20 protein-coding genes, 1 pseudogene and 1 riboswitch are annotated in these 15,916 nt (G+C 58.8%); of the genes and pseudogenes, 14 read left to right on the forward strand and 7 right to left on the reverse strand.

Annotation, left to right across the window (positions count from 1 at the left end; all coding sequences use genetic code 11):
- The first annotated feature begins 35 nt into the window (after nucleotides 1-35).
- Nucleotides 36-1,016 (forward strand): oxygen-dependent tRNA uridine(34) hydroxylase TrhO, encoded by a 981-nt coding sequence (gene trhO, locus EV586_RS04565; protein ID WP_132943904.1) that lies wholly within the window; start codon nucleotides 36-38, stop codon nucleotides 1,014-1,016.
- A 36-nt stretch (nucleotides 1,017-1,052) separates the two neighbouring features.
- Here the strand turns inward: trhO and EV586_RS04570 are convergent, their stop codons facing one another.
- Nucleotides 1,053-2,279, reverse strand: a complete 1,227-nt coding sequence (locus tag EV586_RS04570) for an MDR family MFS transporter (RefSeq protein WP_165898243.1) — start codon at nucleotides 2,277-2,279, stop codon at nucleotides 1,053-1,055.
- Between the two features lie 229 nt (nucleotides 2,280-2,508).
- Here EV586_RS04570 and EV586_RS04575 point away from each other — a divergent pair, with 229 nt between their 5' ends.
- Nucleotides 2,509-2,691 (forward strand): hypothetical protein, encoded by a 183-nt coding sequence (locus tag EV586_RS04575; RefSeq protein ID WP_132944571.1) that lies wholly within the window; start codon nucleotides 2,509-2,511, stop codon nucleotides 2,689-2,691.
- 63 nt (nucleotides 2,692-2,754) lie between these two features.
- Here EV586_RS04575 and EV586_RS04580 read toward each other — a convergent pair whose 3' ends face one another.
- The 3 genes from EV586_RS04580 to EV586_RS04590 are packed head-to-tail and all read right to left on the reverse strand — an operon-like array spanning nucleotide 2,755 to nucleotide 5,595.
- A complete protein-coding gene (locus EV586_RS04580; protein ID WP_132943906.1) occupies nucleotides 2,755-3,303 on the reverse strand; it encodes a DUF3231 family protein in 549 nt (182 codons plus the stop codon).
- Nucleotides 3,304-3,361: 58 nt separating this feature from the next.
- Nucleotides 3,362-4,678, reverse strand: coding sequence for a hemolysin family protein (locus EV586_RS04585; RefSeq protein ID WP_279388267.1), 1,317 nt, complete (start codon nucleotides 4,676-4,678; stop codon nucleotides 3,362-3,364).
- Between the two features lie 38 nt (nucleotides 4,679-4,716).
- Nucleotides 4,717-5,595, reverse strand: coding sequence for a serine/threonine protein kinase (locus EV586_RS04590; protein WP_132943908.1), 879 nt, complete (start codon nucleotides 5,593-5,595; stop codon nucleotides 4,717-4,719).
- Nucleotides 5,596-5,707: 112 nt separating this feature from the next.
- Between EV586_RS04590 and EV586_RS04595 the strand changes: the two genes are divergently transcribed.
- From EV586_RS04595 to EV586_RS04615, 5 genes are all read left to right on the forward strand, one after another.
- Complete coding sequence (locus tag EV586_RS04595) at nucleotides 5,708-5,878, forward strand: hypothetical protein (RefSeq protein ID WP_132943909.1); 171 nt, start codon at nucleotides 5,708-5,710, stop codon at nucleotides 5,876-5,878.
- A gap of 203 nt (nucleotides 5,879-6,081) precedes the next feature.
- Nucleotides 6,082-6,181: riboswitch (purine riboswitch) on the reverse strand.
- A 172-nt stretch (nucleotides 6,182-6,353) separates the two neighbouring features.
- Nucleotides 6,354-6,818 (forward strand): hypothetical protein, encoded by a 465-nt coding sequence (locus EV586_RS04600; RefSeq protein ID WP_132943910.1) that lies wholly within the window; start codon nucleotides 6,354-6,356, stop codon nucleotides 6,816-6,818.
- Nucleotides 6,818-7,306, forward strand: a complete 489-nt coding sequence (locus EV586_RS04605) for a hypothetical protein (protein WP_132943911.1) — start codon at nucleotides 6,818-6,820, stop codon at nucleotides 7,304-7,306. Before EV586_RS04600 ends, EV586_RS04605 begins: the two co-directional genes overlap by 1 nt.
- A gap of 12 nt (nucleotides 7,307-7,318) precedes the next feature.
- Complete coding sequence (locus tag EV586_RS04610) at nucleotides 7,319-8,554, forward strand: glutathionylspermidine synthase family protein (RefSeq protein ID WP_132943912.1); 1,236 nt, start codon at nucleotides 7,319-7,321, stop codon at nucleotides 8,552-8,554.
- Nucleotides 8,555-8,579: 25 nt separating this feature from the next.
- The gene (locus tag EV586_RS04615; RefSeq protein WP_132943913.1) at nucleotides 8,580-9,014 is read left to right on the forward strand and encodes a DUF350 domain-containing protein; all 435 of its coding nucleotides are present in this window, start codon (nucleotides 8,580-8,582) and stop codon (nucleotides 9,012-9,014) included.
- A 44-nt stretch (nucleotides 9,015-9,058) separates the two neighbouring features.
- Here the strand turns inward: EV586_RS04615 and mscL are convergent, their stop codons facing one another.
- A complete protein-coding gene (gene mscL / locus EV586_RS04620) occupies nucleotides 9,059-9,556 on the reverse strand; it encodes a large conductance mechanosensitive channel protein MscL (protein WP_132943914.1) in 498 nt (165 codons plus the stop codon).
- A gap of 113 nt (nucleotides 9,557-9,669) precedes the next feature.
- On the opposite strand from mscL, the gene pxpB reads away from it, so the two are divergent.
- The 5 genes from pxpB (at nucleotide 9,670) to EV586_RS04645 (ending at nucleotide 12,873) form a co-directional block, all read left to right on the forward strand.
- Nucleotides 9,670-10,389, forward strand: a complete 720-nt coding sequence (gene pxpB, locus EV586_RS04625; protein WP_243652936.1) for a 5-oxoprolinase subunit PxpB — start codon at nucleotides 9,670-9,672, stop codon at nucleotides 10,387-10,389.
- Nucleotides 10,386-11,399, forward strand: a complete 1,014-nt coding sequence (locus EV586_RS04630) for a 5-oxoprolinase subunit C family protein (protein ID WP_132943915.1) — start codon at nucleotides 10,386-10,388, stop codon at nucleotides 11,397-11,399. Before pxpB ends, EV586_RS04630 begins: the two co-directional genes overlap by 4 nt.
- Nucleotides 11,400-11,550: 151 nt before the next feature.
- The gene (locus EV586_RS04635; RefSeq protein WP_132943916.1) at nucleotides 11,551-12,294 is read left to right on the forward strand and encodes a LamB/YcsF family protein; all 744 of its coding nucleotides are present in this window, start codon (nucleotides 11,551-11,553) and stop codon (nucleotides 12,292-12,294) included.
- 52 nt (nucleotides 12,295-12,346) lie between these two features.
- Nucleotides 12,347-12,634 carry a type II toxin-antitoxin system HicB family antitoxin gene (locus EV586_RS04640; protein ID WP_207893856.1) on the forward strand — a complete coding sequence of 96 codons (288 nt, stop codon included), beginning with the start codon at nucleotides 12,347-12,349 and terminating at the stop codon, nucleotides 12,632-12,634.
- Nucleotides 12,635-12,636: 2 nt separating this feature from the next.
- Nucleotides 12,637-12,873 (forward strand): type II toxin-antitoxin system HicA family toxin, encoded by a 237-nt coding sequence (locus EV586_RS04645; protein ID WP_132943917.1) that lies wholly within the window; start codon nucleotides 12,637-12,639, stop codon nucleotides 12,871-12,873.
- A 39-nt stretch (nucleotides 12,874-12,912) separates the two neighbouring features.
- Here EV586_RS04645 and EV586_RS04650 read toward each other — a convergent pair whose 3' ends face one another.
- On the reverse strand, nucleotides 12,913-14,106 hold the full coding sequence (locus EV586_RS04650) for an MFS transporter (protein WP_132943918.1): 1,194 nt from the start codon (nucleotides 14,104-14,106) through the stop codon (nucleotides 12,913-12,915).
- The gene (locus EV586_RS04655) at nucleotides 14,103-14,714 is read right to left on the reverse strand and encodes a DsbA family oxidoreductase (RefSeq protein WP_132943919.1); all 612 of its coding nucleotides are present in this window, start codon (nucleotides 14,712-14,714) and stop codon (nucleotides 14,103-14,105) included. Before EV586_RS04655 ends, EV586_RS04650 begins: the two co-directional genes overlap by 4 nt.
- A 127-nt stretch (nucleotides 14,715-14,841) precedes the next feature.
- Here EV586_RS04655 and EV586_RS04660 point away from each other — a divergent pair.
- Both EV586_RS04660 and EV586_RS04665 read left to right on the forward strand, forming a co-directional pair.
- Nucleotides 14,842-14,994, forward strand: a pseudogene (locus EV586_RS04660) (MFS transporter); the annotation flags it as partial.
- Nucleotides 14,995-15,050: 56 nt separating this feature from the next.
- A complete protein-coding gene (locus EV586_RS04665; protein ID WP_132943921.1) occupies nucleotides 15,051-15,893 on the forward strand; it encodes an aldo/keto reductase in 843 nt (280 codons plus the stop codon).
- Nucleotides 15,894-15,916 lie beyond the last annotated feature (23 nt).

The following is a 15,916-nucleotide window of genomic DNA, read 5'->3' on the forward strand; positions in this document are numbered from 1 at the left end:
AGATCACACTATTTTGGAGATAGGAGGAACAGCTGATGACCGAACAACAAGCACAACAACCTTATCGAGTCCTGCTCTTTTATAAATACGTCCATATCGACAACCCGGAGGAGTTCGCAGCTGAACACCTCGCCTGGTGCAAAGAGAACGGATTGCGCGGCCGCGTGCTGATCGCGAAGGAAGGCATCAACGGCACGGTGTCCGGCACCGTGGCGCAAGCGGAAGCCTATATGAAACAACTGACCAGCGACCCGCGCCTTGCGGATGTCGAGTTCAAGATCGACCCGGCCGAGCATCATGTGTTCCGCAAGATGTTTGTGCGCGCCCGCAAGGAGATCGTGACCTGGCGCCTCGAGGATGACGTCGATCCGAGTCAGGTGACCGGACGCCACTTGAAACCGCAGGAATGGCGCGAGGCGCTGCAGCAGGACGATGTGATCATCATCGACGGCCGCAACGACTACGAGTATGACATCGGCCATTTCAAAGGCGCGCTGCGCCCGGAAGTGAAGACGACCAAGGAGTTCCCGGAGTGGGTGCGCCAGAACCTGTCGGAGCACAAGGACAAGAAGATCCTGATGTACTGCACCGGCGGCATCCGCTGCGAGAAATTCTCCGGCTTCATGCTGCAGGAAGGCTTCCAAGACGTCAACCAGCTCGAAGGCGGGATCATCAAATACTCCAAAGATCCGGAAGTTCAAGGCGACCTCTTTGATGGCAAATGCTATGTGTTTGACGAGCGCATCTCCGTGCCGATCAACCAGAAAGAAGACAAAGTGATCGCTACCTGCCACCACTGCGGCAAACCGGAAGACCGCTATGTGAACTGCGCCAACCCGTTCTGCCACCTCCAGCACGTCTGCTGCGAGGAGTGCGAGACGAAATTCCGCCGCTCCTGCTCCGACGAATGCCGCGAGCATCCGGCGAACCGCTATGACCTCGACAATGAGATTCTCAAACAGCGCGAAGAAGAGTATCGCCTGGAGAAAGAGCAGGCGCTGCAAAACAATCGATAACGAAGAAAAGGGAAGCGAGCGATCGCTTCCCTTTTTTCATGCGGAGAGGCCGAAGTTGTTTGGCTTGGGACGGCGCGTTTTCTTGTGCAGGGTGAAGCAGAGCACCGCGACGCCGCAAAGGGCGGTCATCGAGAGCAGCAGTCCGCCGGGCGCCAACTGCTCGTAGAGAAACGCGCCGAGCAGCGGCCCGATCATCCGGCCGATCGACTGGCCGCTCATCGCGATGCCTTGGAACAGCCCTTCCCGCCCGCGCACAGCGAGCTCGCTGGCCAGGGACGGGACGCCCGGCCAGACCAGCATTTCGCCGACCGTCAGGATCATCATGCCGACGACCAGCGCGCCGTAGGAGACGGAGCAGGTGACGAGCAGCATCGCCAGCACGAACCACAAGGCGCCGATGACGATCTGCGCGTGCAGGCTCAACGCGAACCGCTTGATCGCCCAGGCCAGCACCGGCTGCATCGCAACGATCACAAAGCCGTTGACCGTCCACAAAAAACTGTAAGCCGGCATCGAGAAACCTAAGAGCTGGATGTACGCAGGAATCGTGGTCTGCCATTGAATGTAAGCGACGACGAGAATGGTCAGGCCGAGGACGAGCATGCCAAGCGTCACCCAGACCTGCACCGGTACCCGCTCCGGACCGGCTTGTACCGGGTCGGCCGCTGTGTCCTTGCGCGGCTGTTGTGCCTGCTGCAGGTGGTGACTCTTCACGACCGCCATGAACAGGAACAGGAAGCAGACATAGGTCAAAGCGTTGCCCCAGAAGGCGTAGGAGAACGAAAGCGATGCTAAAAGTCCGCCGGACGCCGCTCCGACTGCAACCCCGAGGTTGTTTGCCACGTATATAAGATTGACGGCACGGCGTCCGCCCTCCGGCCAGACGGCCAAGGCGACGGCACGCTGGATCGGCCAGTAGATGCCGTTGCAGAAGCCCAGGAGAGTCTGCAGCGCCATGTACAGATAAAAGTTGGTCGTCGAGCCCATCAGGATCAGCAGCACGATGGACGCGACCACGGCGAGGATCATCGTCTTGCGCCCGCTCCAGCGGTCGAACAGCATGCCGCCGGCCAGATTCCCAACCAGGCAAGCCGTATATTGAAGCAACAGCACGACGCCGGCCATCGCCAGCGTCTGTCCGAGCGCCTGATGCACGTACGTCGTCGTCAAAGGCCAGAAGAACGATTCCCCGACCGACGACACGACCACGCCAAACGACATCAGCCAGATGATGCGCGGGTAAGCCCGCAAAGCAGCGAACATCTTCATCCTCCTTCTACTCTTGCAGCAGTCCGCAAGCTGTTCCCATTATCGCAAATTTTCATGAACTCTGGTAGCGAGCTGTGCGGAGATGGGAGAAGATGGGAGAAGAAGAACCGGATGAAGCTGAAACAAGACATCATCATCGACAACTCGGACGCCAAGAGAAAGAAGAAGCGACGCTACCTGCAGGCAAGACGCACAATCTGAGAGGGGACTTCCATCCATGGGTTTGTTTAAAGCGATCATCCGTTCCTTGCTGGGTTCTAAGCATCACCGTCACTACAGCTCTTCCGATTACAAGCGCAGGCACGGCTACAAAAAGTACAGCTCGTCCGACTACAAAAAGCACGGCGGCTACGGCCACAAGCACTACAAGAAGAAATTCACCTCGATCGGCTTCTTCAGCTCGTAAGCTCGCAAAAGAAAACAAGGTGCCATTACGGCGCCTTGTTTTCTTTTGCGTGGAGCGGCAACTTTAGTCCTGCGGGCGACCGGGCGGATTGTAGGCGGGCGGCACTTTCAGCCAGCCGCGCTGTTTCATCACGGCGCGCAGGGTGGTGCCGTAGACGATCTTTTGCCCGAGAAACTGGGTGAACATGATGCCGAAGTCGACGCGCACCGCTTCGGAGATCGCTTTGGCACAGGCGATGATCGAGAAGGCGATCTTCAGCGACAAGGCGTTGGCGATCTCATAGTCGGTCTGTTTGACGCCGGGCGGGATGTCTTCCTGGCGGCACTTCGGCACTTGTTCCAGCATCGGAGGCAGCGGAATACCTTCGTCGATCATAAAGGCTTGCAGTTTGCTTTTCTGGATCTCGACCAGTTCCAGCTCTTCATGGATCGCGCTGCTGAGGTCTTCGTCACTCGTCATATTTAACGCCTGCTGCGAGACGCTGAGCGCATCGCCGAGATAGGCCAGATAGGCCCAGCAATTGCCGACTTCCAGCACGTGCAAGGGCGGTTTGGGGTCGTCATCGATCAGGGCTTTCAGCGCATTTGCGACAGCTTCCATGATGTCAGCCATGTGTGAGCCTCCAAGAAAAATAGGTTGTTGCCTTTAGAATGAACGAAAAAGCGACCTCTTATGAGGTCGCTTCCTGAATTGGACAGATTTTCACACGCACGATGCGGTGCGATTCCATCTTTTCAATTTTGAACTCGAAGCCTTCGTACTGCACGGTGTCGCCGACTTTCGGCTCTTTGCCGAGCAGGGTGTAGATCAGGCCGCTCAGCGTGTCGACTTCTTCGTGCTCGATCTTCGTGCCGAGCAGGTCCTGGACTTCTTCGAGGATCAGGCGCCCTTCGACGGAGTAGCCTTGCTCCGGCAGGTAGACGATCGGCGGCTGCTCGTTGTCGTACTCATCCTGAATCTCGCCGACCAGCTCTTCGATGATGTCTTCCATCGTGATCATCCCGGCCGTGCCGCCGTATTCGTCGACGACGATGGCGAGCTGCGATCTGTTCTTCTGCATCTGCTTCATCACGCTTGAGATCTCCGTCGATTCGGAGATGAAGGTGACTTTGCGCAGCATGCGGCGCAGCTCGAACTGCTCGCCGCGCTTGAATTTGATGAACAGGTCTTTCAGGTTGAGGAAGCCGATGATGTTGTCCTTGTCCCCGTCGATGACCGGGTAGCGGGTCAACTGTTCCTCTTCGACCTTCGCCAAGATCTCTTCCAGCGTGTCATCGACGCTGACCGCCACGATGTCGATGCGCGGCACCATGATGTCGCGGGCGATGCGCGAGGCGAAGTCGAACACGTTTTCAAACAGGACTTTCTCCGTCTGGTCGATCAAGCCGCTGCGGTGGGACTGCGAGACGAGAATGCGGATCTCATCTTCCGTATGCGCCGCTTCCGCCTCCGAAGCCGGTTCGAGGCCGATCAGCTTGAGCAGCCAGTTGGCCGTCCCGTTCAGCACCCAGATGAACGGGTACATGATCTTATGAAACCAGATCAGCGGTGTCGCAATATTTAAAACCGTTCCTTCCGATTTCTGAATCGCAATAGATTTTGGCGCGAGCTCCCCGAGCACGATGTGCAGGAAGGTGATGATCGCAAACGCGATGATAAACGCGACGGTGTGAATGGCGATCGCCGGTACCCCGATCTGCGACAACGGTCCTTCGATCAGGTGCGCGATCGCCGGCTCCCCGATCCAGCCGAGACCCAGCGAGGCCAGCGTGATCCCGAGTTGGCAGGCGGACAGATAGGCATCGAGATTCGATACCAGCTTCTGCGCCACCAGCGCGCGCTTGTTGCCTTCCATCACCAACTGCTGGATCCGGCTCTCCCGGATTTTGACCATCGCAAACTCAGCAGCTACGAAAAATCCATTGAGAAACACAAGAAACACTACAAGAAACAGATTAAAGGTCGTGTCTAAGACTGTACTGTCCAACGAATCGTCCCGATAACGGGACTCCACCTCCTAAGAATTCAGATAGTTTTATTATATCGTATTTTGCTATCTGAATTGTGAACTTTAGATGACAGGGAGCGGGCAGCTTGCAAATCGCTGCGCAGCTCCGCGCTGTTTTCATAAGGTGGATCGATTTGAATCAGGCGCCGAATCAGCCGTTGCGTCGCCGGGTGCAAGTCGAGCTCCTCTTCCCACGTCGCTTGCTCATCCGCTTGTTCGGAGGCGGTAAACGTCGTGTAGAGCAGGAACAGCAAAAAGTGTCCGAGGCCCCAATAGTCGCTTTTGAACGCCACTTCGCGCTTGACTTGTTTTTCCCATACATACGCGCCGAGATCTTCTTCGATGTAGGTGGCCGGGTCGCCGAGATAGCGGGCGAGGCCGAAGTCGATCAGATGCAGGCGGCCGTTTTGCAAGATGACATTCGGAATCCGGATGTCGCGGTGCACCAGTCGCTTTCGGTGCAGATAGTCGACGATGTCGAGCAGCTCCAGGATCACCTGCAGCGCCTCCGGCTCGCACATCGTGCGCCCTTCGTCAAAGATCAGGTCTTCCAGATTGCGTCCGCTCACATGTTCCATCGCGAAAAAAAGCTGCCGTTCGTGTGTGAAGCGGTCGAGCAGCTTGGGGATCTGCGGGTGGTCGAGCGCTTGCAGCACCTTGATCTCATAGTCGTACAGAGGCTGCCCCTTGTTGCTGCCGAGCTTGCTTGGGCGCACCTGTTTCAGCACGCAGCGTCTGTTCGCCTCGGCATCCCGGCAGAGATAGGTGATGCCGTAGCTGCCCATGCCGAGCACCGCTTCGATCGTATAGCGCCCGTGAATCACCGTGCCCGCCGCATACGGGCGGTCGACCAGCCGCGCATAGACGCCTTGCCACCATGCTTTCAGTCTTCGCATCCGCTTCACCTCTAGTCTTTCTAGTTATCTCTTATTGTATCACGGTACAAGCCGTGCCTGTCCCTCTCAATCCTGCGTATGATGCTAGAAAGAGAAAGGAAGGTGAACCCAGATGGTGATCAGGATCAAGACGATCTCCGGCGGCAACGTGATCTTCGGCAATGTCGGCAGCATCAACTCGAATTCGGCCGAGACGACGGCGTCCGGTTCGGGCGGCGGTGTGACGGGGGACGGGGCGGCTACGTACAATGGGACGAGCAGTACGAAGATGACGAAAACGTAAAAATGGCCCTTCCTCTCTCGCAAAGGAAGGGCCCAACATTGGGGAGGGATGCATCTATATTGTTAATGAGACGCATGGCCTCAGTAACAAACCTGATCAAACGTACATCGAACAAATCAAGAAAGCCCGGAGGGACAGGTCAACTTGTACGCTACAAGTGAAATCTGTCCCTCCGGGCTGGTTGCATGTGTAAACAGCCTGAAGCGGGATCTGCTCTCACTCGTAGTCGGATGATTCCGGTCATCCGGTAGAAACTTGTGGGCCGATTCCCACGATTATACGAGGTGTTTGTGATTGTCATACGTTGTCTTTGCTCTTACAATTTAACACAGATGTGCAAGCGTTGACAAGCGGAAAGTGAACAAATGGGGATGCTGGCTTCTGTAATGTTCGTGTTTTGTTGGTGTGTATTGCTGTGCATCCTTTTTACCGTTCGCACGTATATGAGGGGGAGATACAAGGAGGGGAACGAAGGATGGCGAAACTGGAGTATCGGCTGTTCGATGAAGCGCAGGGGTTTCCCGTGCTTTACTCATATGATGCGGTGGAAAAGCGCGAGATTTTGATGCGCTTTGCCTGCGATTATTTTGTCAAGGAACGCACGATTTACATCAAGACTTCGACAGCGGTGGAAGCGGATGTGCATGTGATCTATGTGGACGAGGCGGACGATGAGCAGGTGATCGATTCGACCTTGCACCCGTTGGCCCAGCAGGCAGGCATACGTCTGGAGCTTCGAGAATATAAGGAAGGTACTGTCATTTATCCTTTGGTTCATACGTATGAGTTCAAATCGGAAGAAGATGTGCTCTTGTACCTGCAGGCGAACTATCTGTATCTCGGCGGGCGCGAATGGGAGCGTTCCTCCACGGAAGTGGATGAAGACCGCAAAGTGTACGTGTTTTACGGAACTCCGACGGAGTGGAAGGAGGAACGATAATGGAGAAAACGACCAAGCTGGTCAGTTTGTTTACAGCGACGGTATTGGTCGCGGGCACGCTCGCCGGGTGCGGCGACGACGACACGGTCGCGCAGCAGTCGCAGAAGCCGCCGCTTGAGGAAGGCGTCTGCTACGACGATGACGACAACGGCTACTGCGATGACAGCGACCGGGAGATCGACCACTCGTACGGATTTATCTATATCGGCAGCCACAAGCGCTATTACCAGAAAGGCTACTACCCGGGCACTGACGGCAAAGTGTACCGCAAGCCGGGCACCAGCACCAGCACCGGCAGCACAAGCACCGGCACGGGCAAAAACGCCGCCACAACGAAACCGAACGCCAATACGCCGACGCCGCCGAAGTCGAGCTCCGGGACGGGAACGGTCGTGTCGCCGGGCAAATCGTCGTCCGGCGTGAAGACGGGGGTCTCCTCCGGGTCGAAAGGCGGCATCGGGTCGTCTTCGAAGTCGAGCTCGTCGTAAGCGGTGACGGTGATGGACTACGAAGCACACCGCAAGCAGATCTATCAGCCTTTACAAGCGGAAGGCGTGTTTACCTGGGACTGGATGTACGGCGAAGAATACGCGCTGGCCGGCCTGCACCTGATCTCCGCCGAACTGCGGCAGGAGCTGGCGGAGGCGACGGAGCGGCTCGGGGCGATTTTTACGAAAATGGTCGGCGTGATTCAGCAAGGCGGCGATGAGCTGCTGCTGGAGCTGGGCATTCCGCCGGAAACGTTCGATGCGGTGCGGGTGACGATGCCGGTGCCCCATGCGACGGTGGTCGGGCGGTTTGATTTTGCGCCGACGAAAGACGGACTGAAGATGCTGGAGCTGAACGCTGACACGCCGACGGGGATCGTCGAAGCGTTTCACGTCAACGGGCGGGTCTGTGCCCATTACGGGGCGCAAGATCCGAATGCAGGCGCGGCGGAACAGTTCGCTGCAGCGTTTGGCGAGGTGATGGCGGCGTATGCACGGGAAGGGCGGCCGACGGAGCGAATCTGGTTTGCGGCGCTGGACTGGCATGAGGAAGACGCCGGGACGACGAAGTATTTGTTAGAAAAGTCTGGCCTGGCAGGAAAATTTGTCGCGCTGGCCGATCTGCGCGTGCTGGATGACGTCTTGTACGTTTTGGAAGGCGAGGAGATGGTGCCGGTCGATGTTTGGTATCGCTTGCATGCGCTGGAGAAGCTGGTCGAGGATCGCGATGAAGACGGCTACCCGACGGGGGAGCATGTGCTGCGGCTGATCGCGGAGGGGCGCGTGGCAATTATCAATCCGCCGTCCGGGTTTCTCGCGCAGACCAAGGCGCTGCAGGCGCTGATCTGGAACCTGCATGAGCAGGGGCAGTTTTTCACCGCCGAAGAGCATGCGGCGATTGCGAAGTATATGTTGCCTACGTATCTGGAGAATCGCTTTCTGGGCCAAAAGGCGTTTGTCGCCAAGCCGATCTTCGGTCGCGAAGGCGGCGCGGTGTCGCTGTTTGCTGCCGACGGGCAGCCGATTGAACAAGATGGGGAAGAGTTCTATTGGGAGCAGCCGATGATCTATCAGGAGCTGGTCGAGATGGAGACGGTCGAAGTCGAGACGCTGAAAGGCCCGTATCGGGGGCATCTGCTCTGGGGTTCATTTTGGATCGGCGGGCGGGCGTCGGCGATCAATGCAAGAATCGGCGGGCGAATCACAGGGAATTTATCGTACTTTTTGCCCGTAGGCATAAAAGAGTAGGAAGTGGCGAAAGGAGGACATTCAGATGTCGCAGTGGGAAGGCATTTTGAACTTTTTGATCTATTTGGCGGTGGCGTTGCCGATTCTGGGCTTTGGATTGTTCGTGTTTATGATCACGACGCCGTACAAGGAATCCAAGCTGATTGCGGAGGGGGCCGATGCGGATGAACCGCGCAAGGTGAACGCAGCGAAAGCGGCGGCGCACGATCTGGGCGGCAAGGTGATCGGTCTGGCGATCGTGCTGGCTTCGGCCGTCTTCCATTCGCTCTCGCTGGTCGATCTGGTGATCTGGGGGGTGCTGGGCACGGTGTTCCAGGTGGCGGTGTTCTACCTGTTTGAGCTGGTGACGCCGTTTAAAGTGGTCGCGGAGATTCCGAAGGGCAACGTGTCGGTCGGGATCTTTACGTCCCGGTTGAGCATTGCGTCGGGGATTTTGATGGCGGCGCTGATTTCGTATTAAGGGAAGAGAAGAGCGCGGAGCCAGGTGACTGGCTCCGCGCTTTTTTACGCTTCGAGCTGGGAGGTGCAGTGGCTGCAGCGGGTGGCTTTGAGCGGGATGTTCTCGAGGCAGAACGGGCAGTCTTTGGTCGTCGGGTCGGCTGCCGGGGCGTCCTTTTTGCGCTTGAGCTTGTTGATCTGGCGGACGACGAGGAAGATCGCGAAGGCGATGATCAGGAAGTCGAGCACGTTGTTGATGAACAGCCCGTAGTTGATCGTCGGCGCGCCCGCTTTTTGCGCCTCGGCGAGGGAGGCGTAGTCGGTCGACGACAGGTTGATGTACAGGTTGGAAAAGTCGACTTTGCCGAGCAGCAGCCCGATCGGCGGCATGAGGATGTCGTTGGTGAACGAGGTGACGATCTTGCCGAATGCAGCCCCGATCACCACACCGATGGCCAGGTCGAAAATGTTGCCTCTGGTGGCGAACTCGCGGAATTCTTTGAGGAAAATGGGAATCGGCTCCTTTCGTAGCTGGAAATGAGTGCATTTGTAAGTTCTTTTCATTGTAACAGAGTTCGGGACTTGCTATGCAGGTGGGACGGTCAGATGGTAAGATTTTCTGCAAACAGGTGCGGTGAGCGGCTTCGGATGCGGAGAGGTTGGAAAGGAGGGGTTGTGTGGAACGGGAGATCAGGTATGCGTATGAACTCTATCCGCTCGGCGATACAGCAATAGTTGTGAAGCTGGGCGCTGAGATCGACAGGAGGACGCATGAGCGGGTGCAGGTGCTGACGCGGGCGCTTGAGGCGCAGGCGTTTCCGTGGCTGGTGGAAGTGGTGCCGTCGTTTGTGGCGGTGACGGTGTATTATGATGCGCTGTGCGTTGCGGGGACGGGTGGCGTGTATGAGCAGGTGTGCGGTGAGGTAGAACGGGTCTTGGCATCGCTGTCTGGAAGCGGGGCTTTTCTGCCCAAAGTGGTCGAGGTTCCCGTCTGCTATGGCGGAGCGATGGGGCCGGATCTGGCGTTTGTGGCGGCTGTGAACGGGCTGACAGAAGAGGAGGTGGTGCGGATGCACACGGGGGGCGAGTATTTGGTGCATATGATCGGGTTCGCGCCGGGGTTTCCTTATCTGGGCGGGATGCCCAAGGAGATCGGGGCACCGCGGCGCGAGGTGCCGAGGCTGGTGATTCCGGCCGGCAGCGTGGGGATCGCCGGCGAGCAGACGGGCGTGTATCCGCTGGCGACGCCGGGCGGCTGGCAGCTGATCGGGCGGACGCCGCTACAGCTGTTTCAGCCGGAGCGGGAGATCCCGAGCTTGCTGCAGGCCGGGGATGCGGTGCGCTTTCGGGCGATCACAGAAGCGGAGTTTGCTGCCTGGGAGGTGGAGGGCCGGTGAGTTTGGAGGTGCAGAAAGCCGGACTTTTGACGACGGTGCAAGACTTGGGGCGGCATGGGTATCAAAAGCAGGGCGTGGCGGTCGGCGGCGCGATGGATGCGTTTGCGCTGCGGGTGGCGAACCTGCTGGTCGGCAACGCGGAAGGGGTCGCCGGGCTGGAGGTGACGCTGGCCGGGCCGAGGCTCGTGTTTCAGCAGGATGTGTTGGTCGCGGTATGCGGAGGTGAGTTTGCCCCCAAGGTGGACGGCGTGGACATACCGTCTTGGCAGCCGGTCTGGGTGCAGGCGGGTTGCGTCTTGGAGCTCCAACGCGCCGTGGCCGGGTGCCGGGCGTATCTGGCCGTCGCAGGCGGCGTGGATGTGCCGGAAGTGATGGGCAGCCGGAGCACTTTTTTGCGGGCCGGTCTGGGCGGTACTGCCGGACGGGCGCTGCGGGAAGGGGATGTGCTGGCAGTGGGCGAGGTTAGCCTGCAGCAGAAGGCGCGGATGGCAAAGCTGCGGGCTCGTGCAGACGGGGCGGCGTTTGCGGCCGAGCCGATTTTTCCGTCGCCGGGGCTGTTGCCTGCCTACGCGGAGCACCCGGTGGTGCGCGTGCTGCGGGGACGGGAGTATGAGTGGTTTGACGCGGCGAGCCGGGAGCGGTTGTGGCAGGCGGAGTTTGCCGTTTCGCCGCAGTCGGACCGCATGGGCTACCGCTTGCAGGGAGAGGCATTAACGCTGTCTCAGGCGCACGAGATGATCTCTGAAGCGGTGACGATGGGCACCGTGCAGGTGCCTGCTGATGGTCAGCCGATCGTGCTGATGGCCGACCGCCAGACCACAGGCGGCTATCCGCGCATCGCGCAGGTGATCACGGTGGATCTGCCCGTATTGGCCCAAGTGAAGCCGGGTGCGAAAGTGCGGTTCCAGGAAGTGACGCTGGAGGAGGCGCATGGTGCCCTTTTGCGTCGTGAGCGGGAATTGGTGCAGTTTCGAACTGCAGTTGAACTGCGCGATTCAAACAGCTCTTAAGTAGGAATGGGGAGGAGATTAGCATGAGCAAAACACACACCAAACAACGTACAGCCGTCCTTTTTTCACTGCTGGCAGTAGGTGCCGTCGTGTTCTTCATGATCATGGTGCCGGTACTGCTTCGTTAAATTCGGGATAGGAGGTTGAGGGCATGTTGAGTTTGCGAGTGGATTTGAACTGTGACATGGGCGAGAGTTTTGGGGCTTACGAACTGGGGCGTGATGAGGAGATTTTGGCGTATGTGACATCGGCGAATATCGCCTGCGGATTCCATGCCGGCGACCCGTCGGTGATGCGCAAAACGGTGCAGATGGCGCTGGAGAAGGGCGTCGCGATCGGCGCACACCCCGGCCTGCCCGACCTGGTCGGCTTCGGGCGGCGCAACATGGCGATCTCGCCGCAGGAGGCGTACGACCTGACCGTGTACCAGATCGGAGCGTTGCAAGCGTTTGTGCAGGCGGCAGGCGGTACCCTGCAGCATGTAAAACCGCACGGTGCTTTGTACAACATGGCGGCACAGGACGCCGGGCTCTCCTTGGCCATCGCCGAAGCGGTGTATCGCGTGGACCCGGCACTGATCCTGTACGGTCTCTCCGGCAGCCAGCTCGTGCTGGCGGGCGAGCAGATCGGCCTGCGCACCGCCCACGAAATCTTCGCCGACCGCACCTACCAGCCGGACGGCACCCTGACCCCGCGCACCGCCCCCGGCGCCCTGATCGACGACCCGGCCACCGCGGCCGCCCAAGTCATCCGCATGGTGCGCGACGGCACAGTCCGTGCCGACACCGTCTGCATCCACGGCGACGGGCATCATGCGCTGGCGTTCGCAGGGGAGATTCGGAAACAGCTTCAAGAGCAAAACATTGTGGTCACGGCAGCAGGGAAAGCATTGTAAGGAGCGAAAAGAACATACAAAACTAAATAGCGAAACGAAAGGTGCGGTCAACATGAACCTGAATGTCTGGGAATCTGTGCAACATGTGCATCATAAACGTAACACAAGACTCTATGTTACGGATGGTGAGCCGCTCATGGCCAAATATCAGGTGATCGTCACGCAAGATGAAGACGGGATGTATGTCGTGGAATGTCCTACGATTCCGGGATGTGTCTCAGAAGGGAAAACGGTTGAAGCCGCGCTGGCCAACATCAAGGAGGCGATCCAGGCCTGCCTCGAGACCCGCCGCGAGCTCGGTATGCCCTTGACCGTGGATGTGTATGAAGTGGAGGTATAACTGTGCCTCCCATTCCACGCATCCCTGCATCGCTTGCTGTTAAAGCCTTTCAAAAAGCGGGCTGGGTTGTCGCCCGCATCAAAGGATCGCACCACATTCTGATCAAACCGGGCAGCCCTCTTACTTTATCCATCCCGGACCACGGGAAGGAAACGGTTGGTCTGGGTCTGCTCAAAAGGCAGATCAGCAATGCCGGTTTGACAGTTGAGGAGTTCATCGCGCTGCTCGATGAGCTGTAATCGAAAAGACCTTCTGCAAACTAGCAGAAGGTCTTTGTTTTATGCCTTTTCCACCTTGCGTTCTCTCAGCATATACACCACATACGCCAGCACATAGCCTACGACCAGCAGCACCGACAGGCGGTACATCAGCGCGTACGAGGTCACTTTCGCGACCGCACCGAGCAGCATGGCACCTGCGCCGATGCCGAGGTCGAAGGCGGAGAAGTAGGTGCCGTTGGCTGCACCCCGGCGGTGGGGCGGGACGCGGTTGATCGTCCAGGCTTGGAGCGAGGGCTGAATCGCGCCGAAGCCGATCCCGTAGCAGACCGCAGCTGCGATCAGCATCGCGACGCTGTGGGTGTAGGAGAGCAAGAGCAGCCCGGCCGCGGTGAACACCGCGCCCGGCAACAGCACCCACTGGTGCCCTTTGCGGTCAAACAGCACCCCGGAGAAGGGCCGCACCAGCATCACCATCGCCGCATTGGCGAGGAAGAACCACCCGACATTCGCAATCCCCGCTTCCTGTGCGAACAGCGTGATGAAGCTGACGATCCCGCCATAGGAAATCGCCAGAAACAGCACGAGAAACGACGGGAAAAACGCCTTCCGCTCAAACAGCCCTTCCTTCTTCGCCGGAGCCTTTCCTGCCGCCTCGCGCTTCACCGGCGGCGCGATCGTGATCAGCTGCGTCAACAAGAGCGCCAACACGGCGAGCCCTGTCGAGATCCCGAACACCCAGCCGAATCCATACTCCTCCATCACCCAGATCCCCAAGAGCGGTGCCAGCGCCATCGCTAAATTGCCCGACAGCCCGTAATAGCCCATGCCTTCCCCGCGCCGCTTCGGCGGGATGATGTCGGCGACGATCGTGCCGTACGATGTGGTCGTCATGCCCCAGCCGAGCCCGTGCACGACCCGCAGCAGGAGCACCAGCGTCACCGCTGCTGCGAACGCATAGCCGATGACCGACAAGATGTAGATCAAGAGACCGGCGAGCAAGATCTTGCGCCGGCCCATCGTGTCCAGCCATTGGCCGGCAAACGGGCGGATCAGCAGGGCGGAGATCGTGAAGATCCCGATCACCAGCCCGATCTGCGTCTCATCTCCGCCCATGCTGCTGACATAGACGGGCAAGGTCGGGATCAGCATCTGAAACCCTAAGAATAAAAACAAGTTCGACACCGCTGTGGCGAAAAAGTCTTTCGTCCACAGCGGCGGATTGTGCTCGACGGCACGTTCCTGCTCACTCAATCCGTCTCTTCCTCCTCGATGCGCTTCAGCACACTGCGGAACGACTCCAAAGACTGAGCGCCGACGACCCGGTACTTGTTGTTGACGATAAAGGTCGGCGTCCCGGACACCCCGTACTGATAAGCCTGCTCCTGCGCCGCTTCCAAGCTCGCCGCATAGCGCCCTTCCTCCAGCGCCCGCTGCAGCTCTTCCGCATCCAGCCCCGCCTGGCGCGCCAGTTCCAGCAGCACGCTGACCGCGCCAATGTCCCGGGCCTCGGTGAAATACGCATGAAGCACCAGATCATGAAACTCTTCGAACTTCCCGTGCTCCCGCGCATATTCGCTCGCTTCGATCGCCTGGCGCGAATTGGCCAGCTTGTCGACCTGCCCAAACGCAATCCCATACAGGGCACCTGCCCGGCGCACCCCGGCAAACAGCTGCTCCGTGGTCATCCCGGGGAACTTTTCGGTCAGCAAGACCCCTTCTTGCGGCGTGTCGGGATGGATTTCGATGTTGATCCACTCGTCACGAATCGTAAACTCTTCTTTCAACCGACCAACCAGACCTTTGCCGACATAGCAAAACGGACAGATGTAGTCGGAGAAAATCTTGATGTCAAAAATCATGGTGCAAACGCCTCCTTTTCTAGTAGCGTACCCTGCCTGCACATTCGTTTGCAGTAAGCGGACTTACGCGCGACATGTTCCGTTAGCTGACAAATGGTAAACTGTTGATGGGCGATGGAATCACCGCTTCAAAACGGCCGGTCCGATCGCAGTGTTCCTGATGGGGCTGCTCGCAGAAAAAGATGTGCCATCCGCGGTCGCTGTCGCTTCGGCGCTGAACATCGCGGCTTTCAAGATCGGCATCGCCATCGGCTCCCTCCTCGGAGGCGCCGTCGTCAACTTCACCTGGCTGTCGGCCAGAACCACACCTGCAACCACCACAGAGGAGGCGCTCAGATGAACAACCTGCACAGCACAGTCCAGCTCAACCACGGCAACAAACCATTCCCCTGGCTCGGCCTCGGGGTCTGGCGCGTCGAAGAAGGGGAGACGGTGATCCAGTCGGTCGAAGAAGCGATCGTCCAAGGATACCGCCACATCGACACCGCCGCGATCTACCAAAACGAAGAAGGTGTCGGCGAAGGCATCCGCCGCGGCCTGGCCCGCACGGGACTGACCCGTGACGACCTGTTTATCACCTCAAAGCTGTGGAACGACGATTCCCGCGCCGGCCGCGAAGTCGAAGCGTATGAAGAGAGCCTGCAGCGCCTCGGCTTGGAAAAACTCGACCTGTACTTGATCCACTGGCCGGTCGAAGGCAAATACCTCGACAGCTGGAAAGCGCTCGAAGGGCTGTATCAGGCCGGCCGCGTCGGCGCGATCGGCGTCAGCAACTTCCACGTGCACCATCTGGAAAAACTGCTGGCGGCGGCGACCGTCAAACCGGCGATCGACCAGCTGGAGCGCCACCCGCGCCTCGTGCAGGCGGAATTGAAGTCTTTCCTCGACCAGCACGGCATCCTGCCGGTGGCGTGGTCGCCGCTGGCCCAAGGCAAGATCCTCGACGAACCGGTGCTGCAGGCGATCGCCGAGCGCCACAGCAAGACGACGGCGCAAGTCGTCCTGCGCTGGCAGCTTCAGACCGGCTGGGCGACGATCCCGAAATCGATCCGCCCGGCGCGCATCCAGTCCAACGCCGACCTCTACGACTTCACTCTGACCGACGAAGAGATCGGCACGATCAACAGCCTCGACCAGCATCAGCGCGTCGGCCCGGACCCGGACAGCTTCAATTTCTAAGTTCATGCCGCCACAACAAAAAA

Origin of the sequence: Tumebacillus sp. BK434 (assembly GCF_004340785.1) — a bacterium.
GTDB lineage: Bacteria > Bacillota > Bacilli > Tumebacillales > Tumebacillaceae > Tumebacillus_A.